Consider the following 14628-nt stretch of genomic DNA (forward strand, 5'->3'; position numbering starts at 1 on the left):
GCTATTGATCCCCTTGGATATTCGGTGGGGTTTCATTGGGCGGGCGTCTGTCCGCCGCTCTCATTTGCATTCTCAAACGGTCAGGACCGCAGCTGCCTTCCCCTGCATTGCCGCCAAACTTGACGACCTCTTCCTGCCAAACCCGGTCCATGGCTTCCAGGTCATTAGGATCGTCTTCCGGCTCTGCAAGAATGTTGGAGAGGAGCTCTTTGGAAGGAGTGGCCTTGCTGAGTTCTGCGACAGCTGCAAAGGCATCGGCGTAGATTGAGCCTTTCTTCTTGAGGCGCAAGCGCAGCGCCTCGAAGATGTGAGCTGTCTGGTGAAGCAGTTCCTTGGCCTCGGGGAAGGGCTGGTGCGCCAGATACTCAAGGAAAAGCGGAATGTAGTCCGGAAGCTCCGTGGTTTCTGCCGCAAACCCGTTGTTCAGGTACATCTCACGCAGATCAACGAGGGCCTGTCCGCGGTCCCTGCTCTCACCATGCACATGTTCAAACAAGTGCAGAGAATGTGAGCGCGTGCGATCAAACAGGAACACGTAGCGCTCCTGCACTTCGTAGAGGTCCAGCCCAGCCAGATCATCACACAGAGTGCAGATCATCTTCCGGCCTTTTGAGGACAGCAAACGGTCTGCGTTCACCGCCTCTTTCAACGCGGGAAGATCATCCAGCAACTCCCTTGTGGGGTAGTTGAGCAGGAGCGAGAGGATTTTTAAGGAGGTGATCATCCGCGCATCTCCTTAAACACATCGGTTGGTGTTGTGACGGCCTTCTTGCGGGTGCCGCCAAACAGGTCAGTACCATCGCTGCCGCCGGAGCAACCGTTGCCGAAGGAGAAGCCGCAAGAGCCACGCACATCGTAGGCATCCTCGGAGACTTCGCGGTGTGTGGTTGGGATAACGAAGCGATCCTCATAGTTGGCGATTGCCATGATCTTGTACATGTCTTCCACCAGTGCAGCCGTCAGGCCAACACGTTCGGCAATGGCTTCGTTGACGACACCATCCACTGACTTGGAGCGCATGTATGAACGCATGGCGAGCATCCGCTCCAGAGCGGTCACGATGGGTTCGTCCTTCCCGGCGGTCAGCAGGTTTGAGAGATAGCGCACCGGGATGCGCATGGAACGGACATCAGGCAGTTCACCGTCCCACCCGATCTTGCCAGCTTCGGCAGCTGACTGGATTGGAGAGAGCGGCGGGATGTACCACACCATTGGCAGGGTGCGATATTCCGGATGGAGCGGGAATGCCACTTTCCAGTCGATAGCCATCTTGTAGACCGGAGAGATTTTCGCGGCCTGTAACCAGTCCTCCGGCACGCCATCTTTGCGGGCCTGCTCGATCACCTTTGGATCATGGGGATCAAGAAAGACCTTCAGCTGCTGTTCGTAAAGATCCTTCTCATCCTGCGTGGAGGCTGCTTCTTCAATCTTATCCGCATCATAGAGGATTACACCCAGATAGCGGATACGCCCGACGCAGGTTTCCGAACAGACAGTTGGCTGCCCGCTTTCAATGCGCGGATAACAGAAGATGCATTTTTCCGATTTTCCAGAGGACCAGTTGAAGTAGATCTTCTTGTAGGGGCAACCAGACACACACATGCGCCAGCCACGGCATTTTTCCTGATCGATCAGGACGATACCATCATCTTCACGCTTGTAGATTGCACCCGATGGGCACGCTGCGACACAGGTTGGGTTGAGGCAGTGCTCACACAGGCGTGGCAGGTACATCATGAAGGTGTTTTCGAACTCGCCGTAAATTTCCTTTTCGACACCTTCGAAGTTGTAATCCTTGGACCGCTTGGCGAATTCACCACCAAGAATTTCTTCCCAGTTCGGACCCCACTCAATCTTTTCGATACGCTCTCCGGTGATCGCTGATTTGGGTCGGGCGGTTGGAAACTGAGCGCTTTCCGGCGCGCCCTGCAGGTGCTCGTAATCGAAATCAAACGGCTCGTAGTAGTCATCGATTTCAGGCAGGTCCGGGTTGGCAAAGATATTCGCCAGAATCCGCCATTTGGCGCCCATCTTGGGAATGATCTTGCCGTTGCGCTTGCGCACCCAGCCGCCATTCCAACGCTCCTGGTTTTCCCAGTCTTTGGGGTAGCCAATACCGGGTTTGGTTTCCACGTTGTTAAACCAGGCGTATTCCACGCCTTCGCGGTTGGTCCAAACGTTTTTGCAGGTCACTGAACAGGTGTGGCAGCCGATGCATTTATCCAGGTTCAGCACCTTTGCGATTTGTGCGCGGACTTTCATTCTGCTGCCTCCTGACCACTGTCCTTCAGTGGTTCTTCCATCCAGTTCACTTCTTCCAGCTTGTGAACCACAACGAATTCATCCCGGTTTGAGCCAACTGTTCCGTAGTAATTGAAGCCGTAGGATTGCTGCGCATAACCGCCAATCATGTGGGTTGGCTTGGTGATCGCTCTGGTAACGGAGTTATGGATACCGCCGCGCTGTCCGGTGAGCTCTGACCCCGGTGTATTCACGATCTTTTCCTGAGCGTGATACATGTAGATCGTGCCTTCCTTCATGCGCTGAGAAACCACTACACGGGCGACAAGTGCGCCGTTGATGTTGAAGACCTCGACCCAGTCGTTGTCCTCAATCTTGGCTTTCTTCGCATCCACCTCGGAGATCCAGACGACCGGTCCACCTCGGTTGAGCGTCAGCATCAGCAGATTGTCGGTGTAGGTGGAGTGGATGCCCCACTTCTGGTGCGGGGTGATAAAGTTGAGCACCAGTTGCTTTCTGCCCATTGACTTCTCATCGATCACCGGTTTCACACCCTTGGTGTCGATAGGAGGCCTATAGACACAGAAGCCTTCACCGAATGCACGCATCCAGAGGTGATCCTGATAAAGCTGCTGACGACCGGAGATCGTCCGCCACGGGATCAGCTCGTGGACGTTGGTGTAGCCCGCGTTGTAACAGACGTGCTCCGACTCCAGTCCGGACCATGTGGGTGACGAGATGATCTTGCGTGGCTGGGCGACAATATCGCGGAAGCGGATCTTCTCTTCTTCCTTTGGCAAGGCCAGGTGGGTGTGGTCTCTGCCTGTGAATTCAGAGAGCGCTGCCCATGCTTTGACGGCCACTTCACCATTGGTTTCCGGTGCAAGAGACAGAACAACTTCGGTTGCGTCGATATCCGTATCGATCTTTGCGAAGCCTTTGGTTGGACCTTCTTCGAGCACCTTTCCGTTGAGGCCTTTGAGGAGTTCCACTTCGTGCTCGGTGTTCCAGCTGATGCCTTTGCCACCGTTGCCGAGTTTGTCCATCAATGGGCCAAGAGAGGTGAAGCGCTTGTAGATGTTTGGATAGTCTCGCTCGATCACCACAACGTTCGGCATGGTTTTGCCGGGTTGTGGTGTGGTGTCATCCTTCTTCCAGTCTTCAACGTCAAACGGCTGAGCTATTTCACCTGCGGTGTCATGCAGGATCGGAACAAGGACAGCATCCTTCTCCTTGCCCAGAACCTCCTGAGACACCTCGGAGAATGTTTTTGCGATACCCTTGAAGATTTCCCAGTCACTGCGGGCTTCCCATGCAGGATCTGCTGCGCTGGAGAGCGGGTGAATAAACGGGTGCATGTCAGAGGTATTAAGGTCGTTCTTCTCGTACCACGTCGCTGTGGGCAGCACGATGTCCGAGTAGACGCAGGTGGTCGACATGCGGAAGTCCAGCGTGACGAGCAGGTCCAGTTTTCCTTCCGGAGCCTTGTCGTGCCAGACAGCTTCCTTGGCCCGCTGGCGCCCTTCCTCGCCCAGATCCTTGCCCAGCACACCGTGTTCGGTGCCGAGTAAATGGCGGAGGAAGTATTCATGGCCTTTGCCGGAGGAGCCCAGCAGGTTGGAACGCCAGACGAACAGATTGCGCGGCCAGTTGGCTTCATGGTCAGGGTCTTCACAGGACAGCTTGAGATTGCCTGACTTCAGTTCCTGAGCCACGTAGTCCTTGGCGTCTTTGCCACTTTCTTCAATCGCCTTGGCCACCTCAAGAGAGTTGGTCTGCAATTGCGGAGCCGATGGCAGCCACCCCATCCGTTCTGCACGGATATTGTAGTCAATCAGGGATGCGTCCCAATCTCCCTCGGGAGCTGTGGGCGACAGGATTTCGTCAACCTTCAGCGTTTCGTAGCGCCACTGGTCGGTGTGCGCGTAGAAGAAGGAGGTTGAGTTCATATGGCGTGGTGGCCGTGCCCAATCCAAGGCGAAGGCGAGTGCTGTCCAGCCGGTTTGCGGGCGGAGTTTTTCCTGCCCCACATAATGGCTCCAGCCACCGCCAGATTGGCCGATACAGCCGCACATCACCAGCAAGTTGATGATGCCACGATAGCTCATATCCATGTGGTACCAGTGGTTCAGACCAGCGCCGAGGATTACCATGGAGCGTCCGTTGGTCTTTTCGGCGTTGGTCGCGAACTCACGAGCCACCGTGATGATGTGGTCCTTTGGAACACCGGTGATCTTTTCTGCCCATGCGGGGGTGTAGGGCAGCCCTTCATCGTAGGACTTGGCGGAGTTTGGATCATCCAATCCGCGATCCAGACCATAGTTGGCGATGAAGAGATCAAAGACAGAGGCAACAAGTGCCTCGCCCTCGGCCAGTTTGACCTTCTTGGCAGGGACCTTACGCACCATCACGCTTTCGTGGTTCGTACCGCTAAAGTGGTCATGTGCGCGGTTGCCGAAATATGGAAAGGCGACATCAGCGATTTCGTCATGATCAGCTTCGTCAATGAGGGACATGGCAAGCTCGGTGTCGTTGCCTGTGCCCTCTTTTTCCTCCAAGTTCCACTTGCCTTTTTCGCCCCAGCGGAAGCCGATGGAGCCGTGTGGGACCACAATCTTTTTCGCTTTGCGGTCGACTGCAACAGTCTTCCATTCCGGGTTGTTGGTCTCACCGAGTTTGTCATCAAACTCAGAAGCACGCAGGAGGCGTTCGGGTATGTACTTGCCGTCTTTTTTGACGAGGCGGACGAGCAAAGGCATGTCGGAATATTTGCGGCAATAATCTTCGAAGTATTTTGCCTTCCTATCCAAGTGGAACTCACGCAGGATCACGTGGCCCAATGCCATTGCCAGCGCTGCATCTGTGCCCTGCTTGGGGTGGAGCCAGAGGTCGGAGAATTTGGCCGCTTCCGAGTAATCCGGTGACACGACAACGGACTTGGTGCCCTTATAGCGCGCCTCGGTGTAGAAGTGTGCATCCGGCGTGCGGGTTTGAGGCACGTTTGAGCCCCACAACATCAGGAAGCCAGCATTGTACCAGTCAGCGGATTCCGGCACGTCGGTTTGTTCGCCCCATGTTTGCGGGGAAGCGGGAGGAAGATCGCAGTACCAGTCATAGAACGACATGCAGGTGCCACCGATCAGGGATAGGTAGCGGGTCCCTGCTGCATAGGAAATCATGGACATGGCTGGAATTGGCGAAAATCCAGTGACGCGGTCGGGGCCCCATTTTTTCGTGGTGTAGGCGTTGGCTGCCGCGATGATTTCGTTGACCTCTTCCCATGTGGCACGCACAAAACCGCCATGTCCTCGAACTTTGATGTAGTCGCGGCGTTTCTCGGGATCTTCCTGAATGGCAGTCCATGCTGCAACAGGTGATTTCGTCGCCCGCTCTTTCCGCCAGGCTTTGAGCAGGCGGGAGCGGATCAAGGGGTGCTTCACACGGTTGGCGGAGTAGATGTACCAGCTGTAACTGGCACCACGGGAGCAACCACGCGGTTCATGGTTGGGCAGGTCCGGCCGGGTGCGCGGGTAATCAGTCTGTTGGGTCTCCCACGTGATGATCCCGCCCTTCACGTAGATTTTCCAGGAACAGGACCCTGTACAGTTTACCCCGTGGGTCGAGCGTACGATTTTGTCGTACTGCCATCGTTTTCGATAGCTGTCTTCCCAATTCCTGTTCTCGTTTGTTGTAACACCGTGCCCGTTTGCAAAGGTACCAGTGTCCTGTTTTGCGAAGAAGTTAAGTTTGTCGAGGAGTAGAGACATTTGAAATGCCCTTCACTTTCTGTAGTCAGCACGGGACGGGGGCGCCCTTACGTGTGTAGAAGTACCAAGTGATCACCAGACAGATCACATAGTAGAACGCGAATGCCCAAAGGGCGTAATCAGGATCACCGGTGTACGCGATGGCGGTTCCATAGGCTTTGGGAACAAAGAAGGCCCCGTAAGCCGCGATTGCGGAGGTAAAGGCGATGATTGCTGCGCCTTCCCGTTCTGCCTGGCGTTGGTGAGCGTTTTCATCCAGATGCGGCATGAGGAGGCGTATCCGCTGACGCATAATGCTTGGGATCATCTGGAACGTGGCCGCATTGCCGACCCCTGTCAGGAAGAACAGCGCCATAAAGCAGGCAAAGAACCCCCAAAAGGCACCGGGCTCTGTTTTGATATCCAAGAAAAACAGGACACCAATTACAGCGAGGATCATGAGCAGGAAGGTCCAGAAGGTCACACGACCGCCGCCAAGTTTATCTGAGACCCACCCCGTACCTGCGCGGGACAGCGCTCCGACAAGCGGGCCGAGGAAAGCATAGGTGAATGCGTTAACTTCCGGGAACTGAGTGTTTATAAGCAGCGGGAAGCCAGCGGAATAGCCAATGAAACTGCCAAACGTTCCGGTATAAAGAATGCACATGATCCAGTTGTGCTTTCTCTTGAAGATGATGGACTGCTCTTGGAAGCTCGCTTTTGCATGGGCGATGTCATTCATTCCGAACCATGCGGCCAGTGTAGAGAGGATTAGGAACGGAACCCATACAAACCCGGCATTCTGGATCCAGAGTTGGCTACCATCCTCAAGTATTTGAGGGTCTCCGCCAATGGCACCAAACACACCAACCGTAATAACAAACGGCACCACGAACTGCATGACGGAAACGCCCAGATTGCCTAGTCCGGCGTTAAGTGCCAGCGCGTTGCCCTTCTCCGACTTGGGAAAGAAGTAGGCGATGTTCGCCATTGAGGAAGCAAAGTTACCGCCGCCCAGACCGCACAGAAGAGCCAGTATGAGAAAAATGAAATACGGGGTGTCCGTGTCCTGAACCGCGTAGCCGATGCCGAGCGCCGGAACGAGGAGTGATGCGGTGGTCAGGGTTGTCCAAAGGCGACCGCCGAAGATCGGCACCATAAAGGAATAGAAAATCCTGAGGGTTGCGCCGGAGAGCCCGGGCAATGCCGCCAGCAGGAAAAGCTCGTTTGTTGTATATTCAAAACCAATGCTCGGAAGTCTCGCGACGACAACACTCCAGACCAACCACACAGAGAATGCCAGCAAGAGAGCAGGAATTGAGATCCAAAGATTTCGGGTCGCAATCGCCTTCCCTTTCTTCTCCCAGAATTCCGGGTCATCGGGCCGCCACACAATGAGCGTGTGTCCTTTTTGAATATCGTCACCAAGCATACAGATTTTCCTTTTAGCGGTACGCCCTCGCCAGACTGGGTCTGGAGAAGGCTTCACCGGTTACGGGTATTTGTTTGCGATTGCTGGTTCGTCCGGGCCGTCAACCGGCTCATCAGGAAGGTCAGAAAGATCCCTTTCTCCCTGTAGTTCTGGATAGCGTTTACGTTCCATTCGGCGGATGGCAACGTGCATCCATACGGTGGAGATCGCGACAATTCCGAAGAGAAGCATGAAAGGAGCAGTCCAGACATTAGTTAAGTCCAGCAGGGCTCCGAAGGCGATGGGAAGAAAGAAACCACCAAGGCCGCCAATCATGCCTACAAGGCCGCCAACGGCGCCAACATGGCGGGGGTAGTAAACCGGGATGTGCTTATAGACCGCTGCCTTGCCAAGGCTCATGACGAACCCAAGCACAACGGTGATGGCGACAAATTCACCGACGCTGAGTCCCAATCTGAATTCTATTGGTCCCTCAATGCCATCCACCACGTAGGAGGCCTCTGGATAGCTGAGCAGGAACAAGCAGATGAGCGAAACGATGAAAGTGAAGTACATAACGGAGCGTGCGCCCCATTTGTCTGACATCCACCCGCCCAGAGCCCGGAAAACAGATCCCGGCAACGAATAAAGGCCTGCAAGCACACCGGCTGTTGTCAGCTCCAGGCCGTAAGCTCCGGTGTAGTAGCGTGGGAGGAAGGATGCGAGGGCCACGAAGGCACCAAAGACGAAGAAATAATAGGTGGCAAACCGCCAGACCTGAAGGTTCTTCAGCGGCGCAAGTTGCTCTTTCGCAGAAACCGCTTTGGTGCCTTCTTTCTTGCGCTCTTGTTGCGCTGGATCAGTTTTACTGAACACGAAGAACACCACTGCCGTGAGCGCTAAAACAACTGCGTAGATGCGGGCCGTGCCTTCCCAACCGACGGCAACCACGAGGAAGGGCGCCACGAAGTTCGTAACCGCTGCACCAACGTTACCAGCGCCGAAAATGCCCAGTGCTGTGCCCTGCTTTTCTTTCTCAAACCAACGGGAGACGTAGGTGACACCAATGATAAAAGAGCCACCAGCCAATCCGAGACCTAGTGCGGCCAACAAGAATACTTCGTAGGTGTGCACGGACGTGAGCAGCCAGACACAAACTGCTGTGAGGAGCATTTGCAGCGGGAACATAACTCGCCCGCCGAACTGCTCGGTCCATACTCCCAGAAAGATGCGGCTGATTGAACCTGTTAGGACTGGCGTGGCAACTAAGAGGCCGAACTCGGTGTTGTTCAGGCCCAGTTCGCCCTTAATACGCACGCCGATAATTGAAAAAATGGTCCAAACTGCAAAGCAGATCGTGAAAGCAAAGGTACTAAGACCCAATGCCCTGTATTGATCCGAGCGTGTAACACCCTCAAGTGAATGCATAGTGTCTGGTCCTGAATCCTAGCAGGAAAGAAATCCACTTAGAATTTCAGGAGCACTAGCACCCAAAGGTAGCGCAACTCATAGGATGAACATGATGAAACTAGTAAATTTAGGATATAACTCGGCGTAAATCATAGTGTACCTGAGTATGCCCGCGGGCAGAGATACACCTATCCAGAATCCGATGATGCTGGTATGCTTCTTTGAGCGACGGGGATTTCAAAGTTAAAGCAATGTCTTACATCAACAACGTTAGGATGTTCGTGCGCGTGTTTGAGCTTGGCAGCATGTCTGCTGCGGCCAGAGATATGCACGTATCACCTGCGGTTGCTTCTTCCCGCATCGGTGAGCTTGAGAAACACCTTGGAATCCGGCTGTTCAACCGCACCACCCGCAATATGCAACCTACTGAACAAGGTAGTATTTTTTATCCCGGCGCCCGGAAAATGCTCGAAGCAATGGAAGAGGCAGAAGCCGCGGTTCACGAAGTGACGAACACGCCACGCGGCTCGATCTTTGTCTCTGCGCCGCTTGGGATAGGGCGACGTTTGATCGCACCTTTGATTCCTGTATTTCACGAGCTTTATCCGGAGGTGCTGGTACGGCTTAGACTGTCAGACCGCCCCGTCGATGTTGCGATTGAAGGGTTAGATCTGGCCTTTGTTCTGGGCCATTTGCAAAACTCGGACCTGAGATTGAAGAAGCTGGCGGATTGCCCGCGGGTGCTGTGTGCGTCCCCGACTTATCTTGAGCGTCGCACTGAGCCTAGCCACGGTGCTGACCTGCAGCACGGCAGGCATGATTGCCTGTTGCTTCAGTTTCCCGGTTCCTCAGAAAACAGGTGGGCATTGCAAACTCCAAATGGCCTGCAAAGCTTTGAGGTTGCGGGACCTTATACCTCTGATGACGGGGATGTACTGGTTGACTGGGCTTTGGACCATCGCGGCATCATCAATGCGCCTTTGTTTGATGTGATGGATCATTTACTGAGCGGGAAACTCGTTGCAGTGTGTGCCGAAACGCCTCCGACGGATGTGCAATTGGCCTGCCTGTTCCCGCATAAGCGATATCAGGATCCTAAAATCCGATTATTTCTCGAGTTCATTAGTGAACGGTTGAAGGCACGCTTAAAAGACAAGAGCGCTCATTACATCCGCGAGAAGCCTCAGTTTCCTTAGAGATCCGAGAAGCACTTTCAAGATTATTTTGATAATCTGGTTCATTTATTAGGTTACGCTATCAATGGGAGGCGTTTGGTGTATCTGTCGGCTGCTAAGCTTTCAGAACGCGGTTGATGCCAGCACCCGTGCCAGCGCTTCAACACTGCCACGTCGTTCCCCAATCCGGCGCAGGCACCTCCCGCTGATTTGGAACTTAAGCACATCCCTGCTTCCGCGCACGCCGCGTTTTGGAAGTTGGCATGTCTTTCAGGAATGGCCATACACATGAGTACGCAACACCTGCCCGCTTCTACCCATTATGCCCCCAGTGGAGGCTTGCCGCCGCAAACTCAGATTATGACGGACAGAGCTGTGTTTACGGATGCGTATGCCGTTATTCCCAAAGGCGTCATGCGCGATATTGTTACCTCAAACCTTCCGTTCTGGGATGGGACACGCGCCTGGATCCTCGCCCGCCCCCTCTCCGGCTTTGCGGAGACATTCTCGCAATACATAATGGAAGTACAACCCGAGGGTGGTTCCCATAAACCGGAACCAGACCCTGAGGCTGAAGGTGTGTTTTTTGTCGTTCAAGGCGAAATCACAGTGGACCTTGGTGGGAAATCTCATAGCCTGACAGAAGGCGGGTATGCCTACCTGCCTGCGGGAGCTGCTTACGAAGTGCGTAACAAGAGCGGTGCACCCGCAGTCTTCCATTGGGTGCGTAAGCGTTATGAGGCTGTCGAGGGCATTCCCAAGCCAGAGGCCTTCTTCACCCACGAGAAAGATGCTGTGGTCGCACCCATGCCCGATACCAATGGGGCCTGGGCGACCACACGCTTTGTCGACCCGTCTGATATGCGGCACGACATGCATGTGAACATTGTCAGCTTTGAGCCGGGTGGCTGTATTCCCTTTGCAGAAACCCATGTGATGGAACACGGGCTTTATGTGTTGGAAGGCAAAGCAGTCTATCGGCTCAATTCTGACTGGGTGGAAGTAGAGGCTGGCGACTTTATGTGGTTGCGCGCCTTTTGCCCGCAAGCCTGCTACGCTGGTGGTCCAACGCGGTTTCGATATTTGCTATACAAAGACGTGAACCGTCATGCCCGACTGGGCTCGTTCCAGAGGTGACCAGCAATGAGTGAGAAGCTTGTAGAGACGCGCCAGATACGGATTGAAGAACTCACAAATGAGGCCTTCAGTGCGTTCGGTGAATTGCTTGAGGTTGGCAGCAAATCGCCCATTATGATCAACGAGGGCAGATGTGAGCGTTTCTCCGATCTGGCAGGCATCGAATTTATCGGCGGACGTGCTGGCGTAAGTCTGTTTCAGGCTGAGCTGCGCCGCCTTCCGCATATACTGACAATGCTTGAGCGTCACCCCTTGGGGTCGCAATGCTTCATTCCCATGGATCAATCAGAGTATCTCGTCATTGTCGCAGAGGATGAAGGCGGACGACCTTCAACACCTCGTGCGTTTATGGCGCGAGCCCCCCAGTCTATCAATATCAAACGCAATGTGTGGCACGGCGTTCTGACCCCGATCAGCGGGTCAGGCTTGTTTGCCGTTGTGGATCGGATTGGGGAAGGAAACAACCTAGAAGAACACTGGCTGAAGGAGGCCTACCTAATAACGGAATAACACTGTGCGTCATTAGTAGGAGGGGACTAAATGACCAGCAATTCCATCGGGACCGCAGAGCAACTGCGTGATCCCGACTATATGCCTGCCTTACACAAGGCGGTTCCGCTTGGCATTCAGCATGTACTTGCCATGTTTGTCTCGAATGTCACGCCAGCGATCATTATTGCCGGTGCTGCGGGGTTCGGATTTGGGTCTGATGCCGGAGCGCAGGGTTTTCCGGATATGACTTACATGGTCCAGATGTCCATGCTCTTTGCCGGGATCGCCACACTCTTTCAAACCATCGGCATGGGCGTTGTGGGGGCGCGACTTCCCATTGTTCAGGGCACCAGTTTTGCCTTTATTCCGATTATGATTCCCCTTGTTGCAGGCAAGGGGGTTGAGGCCCTGCCCGCGTTGTTTGGCGGCGTGCTCATTGGCGGTTTGTTCCATGCCTTTCTTGGCATGTTCATTGGCCGAATTCGCTTTGCGTTGCCGCCGCTGGTGACCGGGCTCGTGGTAACCATGATCGGTCTAGCACTGGTCAAGGTGGGTATTCAGTACGCGGCGGGCGGTGTTCCTGCCATTAACACACCGGAGTATGGCAGCTTACTCAATTGGTCTGCTGCACTCATTGTTGTTCTGGTCACGCTTGCTCTTAAGTTTTATGCGCGTGGAATTCTTGCTGTTTCTGCAGTGGTGATTGGGATTCTGGTCGGATACTTTTATTCCATGATGGTTGGAATGGTGACAGTGGATAGCATTGCTGCAAGCGTGAGCCGTTCAGCTTCCTTCGCACTGCCAATGCCTTTCGTCTACGGCTTTGAGTTTAGTCTGGCCGCAGTGATCGGCTTTTGTCTGATGGCGTTTGTGAGTTCGGTTGAAACCGTTGGCGATGTTTCCGGGATCACCAAGGGTGGTGCTGGTCGTGAGGCAACGGACAAGGAAATTCAGGGCGCAACCTATGCCGACGGTTTTGGTACTGCGGTCGCTGGTGTTTTCGGCGGGTTGCCTAATACATCCTTCAGCCAAAATGTTGGCCTAATCGCCATGACGGGTGTGATGAGCCGTCATGTGGTGACGATCGGAGCGCTATTCCTGATCCTGTGCGGGCTGGTACCGAAAGTTGGTGCACTCATCCGCACAATTCCTATTGAGGTGCTGGGGGGTGGCGTGATCGTCATGTTTGGCATGGTGGTGGCTGCGGGTATTTCCATGCTCTCCGATGTCAACTGGAACCGCCGCAACATGGTGATCTTTGCGATTTCTCTGTCAATCGGTCTTGGATTACAGTTGGACCCCAAAGCAGTTCAATATCTTCCTGACACACTGCGTATCTTGATGACCAGCGGATTGCTGCCAGCAGCGCTGATTGCAATTGTGCTAAATCTGGTATTGCCGGAAGAGCTTTCTGCTGAGGCAACTGAGGAAGTTTCCGGTGGTATGGCCTCGCAGGAGGGTGCACCACTTAAACCTACGGGCTCCCAAGCCTAACGAAACTCTCCTCGCCATTTTTGGATGGTGAGGAGAGTTGCTCCTAATGCTTTTCTCAGGTTTCGGCGTTCTGAGAGCTTGTTATGGCGGTTTCGATAAACGCTCCCTGACTACCTCCGATCATGCCTAGACGTAGCCTGAGTCTGTGTCCTTCCGGAGCTTGTGAAACGTGTCGCGTTTCCGCAGTTTTTACGGTCATCATAGGCTCTCCATACTTCTGCGGTATCCCGATATCAACTCGCGCAAAAGCACGACCGAAACCCACAGGATCATTAGGTCTGTGATCGGCAATTGCAAATACTCTTTCCCCAAAGTGCTGGTCTTTTCATATCACCCCCTTTAAAGATCTGGCCCGAACTCTTGCTGAGCGTAGAGAGGCTCGAAAATCTCATGTCAAATCAGGAAAACGGCACCCAAGCCTATTATGAGAATAATGCCTGGAGTTTTATTGAGCGCACGCTCTATCTGGATATGGGGGAGCACTATCAGCGCTTTTTGAGCAAATTTCGGAAAGCTGGGCGTGTTCTTGATGCAGGTTGTGGGTCTGGCCGGGATGCTTATGCATTCAAGAGGTTGGGCTATCAGGTTGACGCGTTCGATTCCTCTGCGGAGATGGTCAAGTCCGCTCGTAAACTGGTAGGGATCGATGTTCAGCAAACCACGTTTCAGGCCTTCAAAAGTGAGCCGGTTTACGATGCAATTTGGGCTTACGCTTCGCTCTTGCATGTTCCTTATGCAGAGCTGCCATTGGCACTTAGAAATCTGAGCGCTGCACTCAAGACTGGAGGGATTCTCTTTGCCTCGTTCAAACTGGGAGACGGGGAAGTCACGCGAGAGGACGGGCGGTTGTTTTCCATGATGACGGAAGAGCGCTTCAGGTCAATCTTGCAGGATGTCCCTGATCTACGGCTCGAGGAGGCGCGCATAACACTGCGCAACAAACCGACCCTCTCAGAGGAGAAATGGCTTATACTGATCGCTCTCAAGACAGGCGGAAAACCAAGGAATTGAGGGAGAAAAGCGCTGAGCTTTGACCTCATTGATGCATCGCGGTGTATAGCGTGATGTCTACGGCTTCGTCATTCTTGAGTTTGGCGCTGCCGCGAGCAAGGAGCCAGCCATCGGCCCTTTCAAGACGAGCCACAATTTGCTGGGTTGGCGAAGCCGACATATTTGGAGGCAGCGTGACGGAAAATGTCAGCGATTTGAACTTGCCAATACTCTTGACCTGAGTTTTGGCAACAAGCTCTCGCATCTTGGGCTGACTCTCTGGGTCTCTGAGAAAAATTTTGATATGGCCTTTTGGAATCTCTGCACCACTCTCGAACCTGAGCATGCCGGTAACATCAGTCGGCTGAGCAGCTGTTGTCTGGGTAACCGCAGTGCTGCCCGCAACCAACAAGCCGGCTGCTAAAAGCGCTTTATGGCGATTGGTTTGACGCTTCATGATACATTCCCTTTGGCTTGTCTTAGTTCTGGAAATCTCGTTATGCGAGATGACCAGTGCAAGTGCAGGAGGGGA

Annotated in this window: 9 protein-coding genes and 1 pseudogene; 5 read left to right on the forward strand and 5 right to left on the reverse strand. The window is 53.9% G+C overall.

From position 1 onward, the window contains the following. Position 1: 1 nt before the first annotated feature. The 4 genes and pseudogenes from narJ to IE076_RS23055 form a co-directional block, all read right to left on the reverse strand. Positions 2-724, reverse strand: coding sequence for a nitrate reductase molybdenum cofactor assembly chaperone (gene narJ, locus IE076_RS05220; protein WP_189435735.1), 723 nt, complete (start codon positions 722-724; stop codon positions 2-4). Further along, the gene (gene narH / locus IE076_RS05225; RefSeq protein WP_189435736.1) at positions 721-2262 is read right to left on the reverse strand and encodes a nitrate reductase subunit beta; all 1542 of its coding nucleotides are present in this window, start codon (positions 2260-2262) and stop codon (positions 721-723) included. The genes narJ and narH overlap by 4 nt, the downstream gene beginning before the upstream one ends. Continuing rightward, entirely contained in the window at positions 2259-6008 is a 3750-nt protein-coding gene (locus tag IE076_RS05230; protein ID WP_189435737.1) for a nitrate reductase subunit alpha, read from the reverse strand. Before IE076_RS05230 ends, narH begins: the two co-directional genes overlap by 4 nt. A 25-nt stretch (positions 6009-6033) precedes the next feature. Beyond that, positions 6034-8826: pseudogene (locus IE076_RS23055) on the reverse strand (nitrate/nitrite transporter). Between the two features lie 233 nt (positions 8827-9059). On the opposite strand from IE076_RS23055, the gene IE076_RS05240 reads away from it, so the two are divergent. The 5 genes from IE076_RS05240 (at position 9060) to IE076_RS05260 (ending at position 14117) form a co-directional block, all read left to right on the forward strand. Further along, positions 9060-10004: a LysR family transcriptional regulator gene (locus IE076_RS05240; protein WP_189435738.1), complete on the forward strand. Its 945-nt coding sequence runs from the start codon at positions 9060-9062 to the stop codon at positions 10002-10004. A gap of 267 nt (positions 10005-10271) precedes the next feature. Continuing rightward, positions 10272-11120 carry a bifunctional allantoicase/(S)-ureidoglycine aminohydrolase gene (locus tag IE076_RS05245; protein WP_189435739.1) on the forward strand — a complete coding sequence of 283 codons (849 nt, stop codon included), beginning with the start codon at positions 10272-10274 and terminating at the stop codon, positions 11118-11120. A 6-nt stretch (positions 11121-11126) separates the two neighbouring features. After that, positions 11127-11630: an ureidoglycolate lyase gene (locus IE076_RS05250; RefSeq protein ID WP_189435740.1), complete on the forward strand. Its 504-nt coding sequence runs from the start codon at positions 11127-11129 to the stop codon at positions 11628-11630. Positions 11631-11660: 30 nt separating this feature from the next. Continuing rightward, positions 11661-13106: a uracil-xanthine permease family protein gene (locus IE076_RS05255; protein ID WP_189435741.1), complete on the forward strand. Its 1446-nt coding sequence runs from the start codon at positions 11661-11663 to the stop codon at positions 13104-13106. A 390-nt stretch (positions 13107-13496) separates the two neighbouring features. Then, complete coding sequence (locus IE076_RS05260; protein WP_189435742.1) at positions 13497-14117, forward strand: class I SAM-dependent methyltransferase; 621 nt, start codon at positions 13497-13499, stop codon at positions 14115-14117. 25 nt (positions 14118-14142) lie between these two features. Here IE076_RS05260 and IE076_RS05265 read toward each other — a convergent pair whose 3' ends face one another. Beyond that, positions 14143-14553: a hypothetical protein gene (locus tag IE076_RS05265; RefSeq protein ID WP_189435743.1), complete on the reverse strand. Its 411-nt coding sequence runs from the start codon at positions 14551-14553 to the stop codon at positions 14143-14145. Positions 14554-14628: the final 75 nt, after the last annotated feature.

Source organism: Pseudovibrio japonicus (assembly GCF_014651595.1).
In the GTDB taxonomy this organism is placed as follows: domain Bacteria; phylum Pseudomonadota; class Alphaproteobacteria; order Rhizobiales; family Stappiaceae; genus Pseudovibrio; species Pseudovibrio japonicus.

Coding starts and splice junctions, on each gene's coding strand:
- IE076_RS05240 (WP_189435738.1), top strand. CDS start 9,060: ATGTCTTACATCAACAACGTTAGGATGTTCGTGCGCGTGTTTGAGCTT.
- IE076_RS05230 (WP_189435737.1), bottom strand. CDS start 6,008: ATGTCTCTACTCCTCGACAAACTTAACTTCTTCGCAAAACAGGACACT.
- IE076_RS05250 (WP_189435740.1), top strand. CDS start 11,127: ATGAGTGAGAAGCTTGTAGAGACGCGCCAGATACGGATTGAAGAACTC.
- narH (WP_189435736.1), bottom strand. CDS start 2,262: ATGAAAGTCCGCGCACAAATCGCAAAGGTGCTGAACCTGGATAAATGC.
- narJ (WP_189435735.1), bottom strand. CDS start 724: ATGATCACCTCCTTAAAAATCCTCTCGCTCCTGCTCAACTACCCCACA.
- IE076_RS05265 (WP_189435743.1), bottom strand. CDS start 14,553: ATGAAGCGTCAAACCAATCGCCATAAAGCGCTTTTAGCAGCCGGCTTG.
- IE076_RS05245 (WP_189435739.1), top strand. CDS start 10,272: ATGAGTACGCAACACCTGCCCGCTTCTACCCATTATGCCCCCAGTGGA.
- IE076_RS05255 (WP_189435741.1), top strand. CDS start 11,661: ATGACCAGCAATTCCATCGGGACCGCAGAGCAACTGCGTGATCCCGAC.
- IE076_RS05260 (WP_189435742.1), top strand. CDS start 13,497: ATGTCAAATCAGGAAAACGGCACCCAAGCCTATTATGAGAATAATGCC.